The organism is Candidatus Binataceae bacterium (assembly GCA_035500095.1).
Lineage (GTDB): Bacteria > Desulfobacterota > Binatia > Binatales > Binataceae > JAKAVN01.
Genome location: DATJXN010000033.1, coordinates 1 through 8677, shown reverse-complemented (window position 1 = coordinate 8677; position 8677 = coordinate 1). Strand labels below are relative to the sequence as shown.

The following is an 8677-nucleotide window of genomic DNA, read 5'->3' as shown; positions in this document are numbered from 1 at the left end:
CTCACCACTCGCTACTACGACCGCCTCGGAGTGCCCAGACTTGCCCAGTAACCTCAACCTTCCGAACCGCCGGATGCGGACCCGCATGTCCGGTGGTGTGGCAGGGGAGTAGCGCTGCGGCGCTACCCCCTATGCCGATTCGGTGGCGCAGAGCCGGCCTGCTGAGCTACGATTCGCCGCGGGCGAGGAATCGCATTCGAGATGATCGCATCTCGGCGGAGGTCCGGATGAATCTCAAAGACGCAGTGGCAGTAATCACCGGCGGCGGCTCGGGACTGGGCGCGGCGACCGCGAACGAATTCGCCGAGCGCGGCGCCAAGGTTGCGATTCTCGATCTGCCCTCATCGCCGGGCGCGAAGCTCGCCGAGAACCTCGGTGCAAAGGCGCTGTTCGTCGCCGCGGACGTAACCTCGGGCCCCGAGGTCGAAGCGGCGGCCGCGAAGGCGGCCGAGCACTTCGGCACGCTTCATATCGCGGTCAACTGCGCCGGCATCGGGCGCGCGTCGCGCACGCTCTCGAAGGACGGTCCGCATTCGCTCGATCTCTTCAACAAGGTGATCCAGATAAACCTGGTCGGAACGTTCAACATGATCCGGATCGCGGCGGCGCGGATGGCGAAGAACCAGCCCAACAGCGAGGGCGAGCGCGGCGTGATCATCAACACCGCTTCGGTCGCGGCCTACGACGGACAGATTGGGCAGGCGGCCTACTCGGCGTCCAAGGGCGGCGTGGTGAGTCTGACGCTGCCGGTCGCGCGCGACCTGGCCTCACTGGGCATCCGCGTCTGCACGATCGCACCGGGGATTTTTGAAACGCCGATGCTGGGCCTCTTGCCGGAGCCGGCGCGCAAGGCGCTCGAAGCGTCGATTCCCTTTCCGTCGCGCCTGGGGCGGCCGAGCGAATACGCGGCGCTCGCGCGCCATATCGTCGAGAACACGATGCTCAACGGCGAGACGATCCGGCTCGACGGCGCGCTCCGGATGGCGCCGCGCTAACGGCGGCGCGCCATCGCATCGCGTCGCGACGCTGTCAGAGTTCGCTACTGATTCGGAGCGCTGGGCGGGGCGGCGTTGGGAGCGACCGCGTCGAGCGGCGCCATTTCAGGAGCCGAGTCGTCGGGACCCTCAGGTGCAGCCGGATTCGGCGCGCCCATCTCGGGCATCGTCCCCTCAGGAGTGACCGGCACTGGCCCGGAGGGCGCCGCCAGTTCCAGCGCGTCCGCGCCAATCGGAATTATCAGCATCCCCTGGCGATAATGCGGGCCGCCGATGATGAACATGCCGTGATTGCGCATCCGGATGTCGGTCGTCATCATCGGATGCGTGCCATTGAACAGCATCAGCTCCATCGCGATCATGTTGTCGCTCACGGCGCTCGGCTCGACGTTGACGATCCATCCGCCCGGCAGCGTGAACGCCGCCGTCCTTCCGCATTCGGTGCGGCTGACCTGATGGCTGATTAAGCGGTAAGTCGTGTAGCGGAAGAGCGACTCCAGCCGCCCGCCCATCGGCAGCAGCCGCACGTCGATTCCCTCGCCGGTATCCGCCGCGAGGACCTCGTCCACGTGGAGCATGATCACCCGATGAGGCGTCGCGGCCTCGCCCTGGGGACCACGCGTCGCAGCACCAGCACGATCGTTCGGCGCCTTAGGCGCCTGCGGCGATGTTCCCGGAGTTGGCTGCGCCTGCGCAGCCATCGCGAACAGCACTACCAGCAGCGCTGTCATGGAAGGAATCGTCAAACGATGCATAGTCAGGGTTGTTGATCGGGCAGCCAGATGACGGTGGTGTCCTGGCTTGGCTCGCTCCATACGGCAACGTCGGGGTTGGAGGTCTCGAGCTTTGAGATGATCGCGCTCGGTTCGCGGCTCGCCACTGCGGCCATCTCCGCAAGCGACTTGCCGGTGTCATCCTTGAGCGCCTTGGCGTCGCGGGCGGCCACTTGTATCGCGCGCTCGCGCGCGCCGAGCATATTGCGCGCAAGCGGTGTAGTGAGGACGACCGTCAGCACGGCTGCGGCCCCCATCGCGAACGCCATTGCGGCGGCGTTGCCATAACGCTCGCGCAGATCCTCGAACCATCGGCCGAGGCGGACGCGAAGCGGCGGGCGCAGTCGCTCGATACGCGCCTGCACTGCCGTCGCGAAGCCGTCAAGCGAGGGCGCCGGCGCGGCGTCGCGGAGCAGCCCGCCCAGGTTGGCGTAGGCAGCGAGCGTGAGATCGCAATTTTTGCAGCTTGCGAGATGAAGGGCGACCTCGTGCATCTCCTGCGGAGCAAGTTCGCCGTCCTCGAAGGCCCCAAGGAGCGAGGCGATGTCGTCGCATTGAGCCATGATGATGAGGGTATTTAGCTTCCTGTCCTGCGTTAATCTTCGGCCAAGTCCTTAAGGATTTCGCGCAGGCGGCTGCGGGCGTAATGCAACCGGCTCATCACGGTTCCTCGTGGGCACTGCAACACATCGCTTATTTCGTCGTATGACAGGCCTTCGACCTCCCGCAGAAGTATCGCGGCCCGATGTTCCTGCGTCAACTGGCCCAGCGCCTCTTGGATGCGCCGGCCCATCTCGCTGCGTTGCGCTTCCTTGAATGAATCGCCCGCCGCGCTCGGCAGCCGCTGAATCTCGGTTTCGGCCTCTTCGCCGCGCATCGTCGGATGGCGCCGTTCGCCGCGCCGGAAATCGATCGCGATGTTTGCTGCGATGCGGTAAAGCCACGTCGAGAAGCTCGAGCGCGACTCGAATTTGCTGACGTTCTGGAAGGCACGTACAAAAGTCTCCTGCGCCAGTTCGAGGGCATCTTCCTGGTTGTGAACCACTGCCATCGCAACCCCCACAACCCGCCGCTGATAACGCTCGACCAGGGTGCCAAACGCCTTGGTATCGCCCTTTTTAGCCCGCTCGATGAGCTCGGCTTCGTCCCGCTCCTGGCGATTTGGCTGGTTCAAAGGTTAGACGCAGGTGGATCGGGCAAAATTCAGGCCGATTATCCTCGACGGGATTCCAACTCGGCCCAGTTGGGACCCCACTTGAGTTCAACCTTGAGCGGAATCCGCAATTCCGCCACTCCTTCCATCTCGCGGCGGGCGGTCTCCGAAACGGGCTCCAATTCGGCGCGCGGCATCTCAAGGAGCAACTCGTCATGCACCTGGAGCAGCATCCGTGCCTTCCATTTTTGCTCTTTAATCGCCCCGTCGAGCCGAATCATAGCCAATTTTATCAGGTCGGCGGCCGTCCCCTGCAGCGGCGTATTCATTGCGATTCGCTCTGCTTGCGCCCGCGCCCCGCCCTGCGGCGAGTTGAGCTCGGGAAGGTACCGCCGCCGGCCGTACATCGTGGCCACCCATCCGCGCTCGCGCGCCTGGGCGAGCGATTGTTCCAGATAAGTGTGAACGCCCGGCAATCGCTCGAAGTATTTCTTAATATATTCGGACGCCTCCTTGAGGCTGATGCCGAGTTCTCCCGCGAGCCGCTGCGGACCCATCCCGTAGATGATTCCAAAATTGATCACCTTGGCCAGGCGGCGCGCTTCGGCGTCGACCGCCTCGGGCTTACGTCCGAGCACTTCGGCGGCGGTGCGGGCGTGTATGTCTTCGCCGCGGCGAAAGGCGCCGATCAGGGTCGGGTCGCCGGAGAGATGAGCCAGCACGCGCAATTCGATTTGCGAGTAGTCGGCCGAGAGCATCAGCCATCCCGGCCCGGCGACGAAAGCGCGGCGGATGCGGCGTCCCTCCTCTGTGCGCGTGGGGATATTTTGCAGGTTGGGGTCGGTCGAACTCAGCCGGCCGGTCGCCGTCAGCGCCTGATGGAACGAGGTATGGAGCCGTCCGGTGGCGCGGTCGATAAGCTGCGGCAGCGCGTCGCTGTACGTTGATTTGAGCTTCGCGATCGCGCGGTACTCGAGCAACTGGCGCGGCAGCGGGTGGATCGCGGCGAGCTTTTCCAGCGTGTCGGCATCGGTCGAGAACCCACCCTTGGTTTTTTTCAGCCCCTTGACCGAGAGCTTGAGGTCGTCGAAAAGCACCTGGCGGAGTTGAATGGGCGAGTTGAGATTGAACTGGCGTCCGGCCAGGCGGTAACACTCCCGCTCCATCCGCTCGAGCTTCGCGCCAAGCTCGGCGGAGATCGCCTTCAGCGCTTCGCCATCGACCGCGATTCCCGTCTCTTCCATTTCGGCGAGAATGCGCGCGACCGGCAATTCGATTTCGTTGAACAGCGCCTCGAGGCCGTACTCCTTGAGCTTCGGCAGGAGCGCTTTGCGCAGCGCGGCGATCAACTCCGGTTCTGAGCCGGGCTCGCGATTTCCGCCAAGCGGCGCGAGGTAGTCGTGATAGAGATCGATGAGCGACGGTTCGGAGCGTCCGGGGTTGACCAGGAACCCTGCCAGCATGGTGTCGAAGTCAACGCCGGCAAGCTCGACGCCGAAGCGGCTCTTGAGGAGATGGAGATGCTCCTTGAGATCATGCACCGTTTTCGGCGGAGCGGCTGCGGCGAGCAGCGGAGCCGCCGCCGCGATGCTCTCGGCGGAAAGCGCCCAGGTTTCGCTTTCGCCCTCGGCGGCGATTTTCAGACCCGTACCGTCGGCGGAACTTGCCGCCGGGGTCGCTGCGGCGCTCGCGCCGGGTTTCGCATCGCCTTTGAAATCCAACGCGCCGTTGGCTTCCGACGTATCGTCCGAGTCACCCTCGATGATCCCCGCGCGCGTCTCGCCGGCTTCCAGATGGAGCGCAAGGCGCGGCGCGCGAGCGAGCCGCGCGATCAGGGCGGGTACGTCAGCGCTCACAACCTGATGCTCGCGGCTCTGCGTGCCGCCCGTGGGCAACGAGGCCTGGGCCGGCGTCAGTTCGTTCAGCAGCGAGTGGAACTCGAGCTCGCGCAGCAGTTCGCTTACCGCCCGCTCGTCGATACCGGGCCAATCGAGCGCCTCAACTTCCGTTTCGACCGGCGCGGCGGTCTCGATGCTGACGAGTTTGCGCGCGAGTTCGGCGCCGGCGCGATGCTCGGCGAGGAGTCCCGCGATTCTCTTCGCGCCGCGCAGGCCCGGGATCTTTTCTACCTCCCCGAGGTTGGCGTAGAGCTTGTCGAGCGAGCCGAAATGCTTGATCAGCGCGGTTGCGGTTTTCTCGCCGATGCCGGGGACGCCCTTGACGTTGTCGATCGGATCGCCCATCAGCGCCATCACGTCAACCACCGCGGACGGATCGACGCCGAGCCGCGCGCGGACCTCGCGCGAGTCCACGCGCCGATCGCGCATCGTGTTCCACAGCGTGACGTGCGGCCCGACGAGCTGCATGAAGTCCTTGTCCTCGGTGACGATCACGGTGTCGAAGCGTTTGCGCGCGGCGCGCGCGGCCAGCGTGCCGATAACGTCGTCGGCCTCGAAACCCTCGAGCACCAGACTCTTGATGCGAAAGGCCTCGACCGCGCGCAGGACGTAGGGGATCTGCACGGTCAGATCGCTGGGCGCCTCGACGCGGTTGGCCTTGTACGACTCGAAAAGGTCGTCGCGGAAGGTTTTGCGCGGCGAGTCGAAGACCACCGCGATATGCCGCGGGCGCTCCTCCTTGAGCAGCTTGAGCAGCATCCGGATGAAGCCGTAAACCGCGTTGGTGGGCATCCCGCGCGAGTTATTGAGCTGCGGCAGGGCGAAGAACGCGCGGAAAATATAGCCCGAGCCGTCGATTAGGTAGACTGTCGGCCTTTCTTCAGCCATCGGCGTGTGAAACTATCCCAAGCCGCCGGCAAAGCAAAATCGCTCTGGGCGCCGGGCGCCGTTTGATTCGGTTCGCATAGCTCTTATGGTTCGCATAGGTCTTATATTGACAGTTTGAGGGTGCGTAGCTTAACTGATCGATTGTTTGCCGAAGCCGGATTGAAGCTTCGGAAGCGTTCCGTCGTCAAAACCCGTTAGGATTGGGAGCCGTCGCGGCTGCCGGCGAGGCGATCTGCATGATCGAGGTAAAAAACCTGACCAAACGCTACGGCGACTTCGTCGCCGTGCGCGACGTCTCCTTCAAGGCCGAGCATGGTTCGATTCTGGGCTTTCTTGGCCCCAACGGCGCCGGCAAGACCACTACGATGCGGATCATCACCGGTTTCATGCCGGCGACGGACGGCACCGTGCTGGTCGACGGTCTCGACATATTCTCCCAATCGCTCGAGGCGCGCCGCCGGATCGGGTATCTGCCCGAGACGCCGCCGCTCTATTCCGACATGCGCGTCGAGGCCTACCTGCGCTTTGTCGCGAAGCTTCGCGGAATGCGACGCTCCGACGTTGATGAAGCGGTCGAGCGCGTGCTCAAGATTTGCGGCCTCGCCGACATGGCCCATCGCATCTGCGGCCAGCTTTCCAAGGGCTATCGTCAGCGCGTCGGGCTTGCGCAGGCAATCATCCACAATCCTCCGGTGCTGGTGCTCGACGAACCGACGATCGGCCTGGACCCGCGCCAGATCCACGAGATCCGCGGGCTGATCCACGGCCTCTCCGGCCAGCATACGATCGTGCTGTCAACCCATATCCTGCCCGAGGTCTCACAGATCTGCGATCGCGTCGTGATCATCAACGCGGGGCGCGTGGTGCTCGAGGAGAGCCTGGGCAGCCTGCCTGCGGGGAAATCGCTCGAAGACGTGTTCCTGGAGGCGATCTCGAAGGAGGAAGGCCACGAGGTTGCGGAGGCCGAGGAAACGCTGGAGGAGGTAGGAGCGGGCCACGGCTGAGAGGCTGCGGATCGCGGTTGAGCAACGATGAGAAACGCGCTGACGATTGCGGGCAAGGAGCTGGCGAGTTACTTCGTGCAGCCCGTCGCCTACGTGGTCCTGACGGTCTTTGTGCTGATGGCCGGATGGTTTTTCTTCGCGCTGCTCAAGCAGTTCAGCGAAATGGTGCAGGTGTACACGGCGATGTCGAACGCGCAGGCGCTCGAGCATCTCAACCTCAATGCCCGTGTGATCGAACCGCTGCTGCACAACATGTCGGTGGTGATGGTGATTCTGGTGCCGGCGATCACGATGCGCGCGTTCGCCGAAGAAAAGCGCAGCGGCACCTACGAATTCCTGCTGACCGCGCCGATCCGCACGGGCGAAATCGTCGCCGGCAAGTTCATCGCGGCCGCGGTCTTCATCGTCATCATGATCGCTCTGATCTGGATTTTCCCGATCATCCTGATGGTGTTCGGCGATCCGGAAGTCGGCGTGATGGGCGCGGGCTACGTGGCGCTCGCGCTGCTCGGCGTATGCTTCGTGGCAATCGGGCTTTTCACTTCCTCGCTCACGCAGAACCAGATCATCGCGGCGATAAGCTGTCTTGGGATCCTGCTCCTGCTTTACGTGATTTCATGGCCGCTGCAGACGGGCGGCGGCATTCTTGGCGACCTGCTGCGCTACCTGTCGCTGCCGCAGCACTTCGGCCAGATGGTCGGCGGCGTGATCGATACCAGCGACATCGTTTACTTCTGCACGATGATTTTCGTGGCCTTGTTTCTGACCCAGCGCTCGGTCGAGTCGGCGCGTTGGCGATAGGGTAGGGCGGAGCGCGCGGGATGCAACGCAGCATGGCATCGGCTGGCCTGATCGGCCTCGTCTTTCTGTTCTTCGCGCTGATCGCCTACCTCACCGGCGCGGGCATGTATTGCCTGCTCAACCTGGTGCTCGGCGTATTGGCGGTGGTGCTGTGGGCGACCTCCAGCCACGACACGCTGGGCACCCTGATGGGCCATCGCGCGACCCGCTACGGCGCCAACGCGGTGGTGTACTCGCTCGGCTTCGTGGGCGTGCTGATCGCGGTCAACTACATCCTCGCCCTGCACCATCGCCGTTTCGACCTCACCTCCGAACGGGTCTTCAGTCTCTCGCCGCAATCCGACAAGGTGGTGCGCTCGCTCAAGCAGCCGCTCAAGTTTTACGGCTTCTTCCAGGGCGGCCGCGATTCGCGGGCCGAAGAGCTTTACCAGTCGTACACCTACGCCTCGCCGAAGATCACGTACCAGTTGATCGATCCCGAGAAGAATCCCGAGATCGCGACGCGTTTCAACGTGACGCGGATGCCCACGACGCATCTCCAGTATGGCGACCAGGGCACCAATGTCAGCGAAACCACCGAACAGGCGATCACCAACGGCATCATCAAGGTCACCAGCACCGGGACCAAGGCCGCCTGCTTCCTCCAGGGCCACGGCGAGGCCTCGATTACGGACATGGACAATGCGGGCGGCTTCGGCCGCGCCGCCCAGGCGCTGGCGGGCGAGAACTACGAGATCAGGCCGCTCACGCTGATGACTGCGCCCAAGGTGCCGGCGGATTGCGTGGTCGTGATCGTGGTCGGGCCGGAGAAGCCGCTGTTCCCGGCAGAGATCGAAGCGATCAGCGGCTATCTCAAAAATGGCGGGCGGGTGCTGGTGATGCTGCGGCCGCCGCGGGCCGACCTCGCCGCCGCGGAGGCTTCGCTCGTCAACATGGTCAGCCAGTGGGGCCTCACGGTCGGCGACGATATCGTGCTCGACCAGCAGCTGCATCTCTTCCAGGGGCCGACGCTCGGGCTCAGTCCGCTGGTCGAGCTCTACCCGCCGCATCCGATTACCCGCGGATTCACCAAGGATACGCTATGGCCGATGGTGCGGTCGGTCGAGCCGGTGAAGGATATCAAGTTCGGCCTGCAGACCTGGCCGCTCGCGCAGACCAGCGACAC

8 protein-coding genes are annotated in these 8677 nt (G+C 64.2%); 4 read left to right on the top strand and 4 right to left on the bottom strand.

Annotated elements, in window-relative coordinates:
* Positions 1 to 227 precede the first annotated feature (227 nt).
* Positions 228 to 995 carry a 3-hydroxyacyl-CoA dehydrogenase gene (locus tag VMI09_04375; GenBank protein HTQ23907.1) on the top strand — a complete coding sequence of 256 codons (768 nt, stop codon included), beginning with the start codon at positions 228 to 230 and terminating at the stop codon, positions 993 to 995.
* Between the two features lie 44 nt (positions 996 to 1039).
* Here VMI09_04375 and VMI09_04370 read toward each other — a convergent pair whose 3' ends face one another.
* From VMI09_04370 to polA, 4 genes are read right to left on the bottom strand one after another with little or no spacing between them, the layout of a single operon-like run.
* Complete coding sequence (locus tag VMI09_04370; GenBank protein ID HTQ23906.1) at positions 1040 to 1726, bottom strand: hypothetical protein; 687 nt, start codon at positions 1724 to 1726, stop codon at positions 1040 to 1042.
* Positions 1727 to 1752: 26 nt separating this feature from the next.
* The gene (locus VMI09_04365; GenBank protein ID HTQ23905.1) at positions 1753 to 2331 is read right to left on the bottom strand and encodes a zf-HC2 domain-containing protein; all 579 of its coding nucleotides are present in this window, start codon (positions 2329 to 2331) and stop codon (positions 1753 to 1755) included.
* Positions 2332 to 2363: 32 nt separating this feature from the next.
* The gene (locus VMI09_04360; GenBank protein HTQ23904.1) at positions 2364 to 2942 is read right to left on the bottom strand and encodes a sigma-70 family RNA polymerase sigma factor; all 579 of its coding nucleotides are present in this window, start codon (positions 2940 to 2942) and stop codon (positions 2364 to 2366) included.
* Positions 2943 to 2980: 38 nt separating this feature from the next.
* A complete protein-coding gene (gene polA, locus VMI09_04355; GenBank protein ID HTQ23903.1) occupies positions 2981 to 5707 on the bottom strand; it encodes a DNA polymerase I in 2727 nt (908 codons plus the stop codon).
* A 236-nt stretch (positions 5708 to 5943) separates the two neighbouring features.
* Here polA and VMI09_04350 point away from each other — a divergent pair, with 236 nt between their 5' ends.
* The 3 genes from VMI09_04350 to VMI09_04340 all read left to right on the top strand — a co-directional run.
* Complete coding sequence (locus tag VMI09_04350) at positions 5944 to 6711, top strand: ATP-binding cassette domain-containing protein (GenBank protein HTQ23902.1); 768 nt, start codon at positions 5944 to 5946, stop codon at positions 6709 to 6711.
* Between the two features lie 27 nt (positions 6712 to 6738).
* A complete protein-coding gene (locus tag VMI09_04345; protein HTQ23901.1) occupies positions 6739 to 7512 on the top strand; it encodes an ABC transporter permease subunit in 774 nt (257 codons plus the stop codon).
* Positions 7513 to 7544: 32 nt separating this feature from the next.
* A partial coding sequence (locus tag VMI09_04340; protein ID HTQ23900.1) for a GldG family protein occupies positions 7545 to 8677 on the top strand: 1133 nt, incomplete at its 3' end.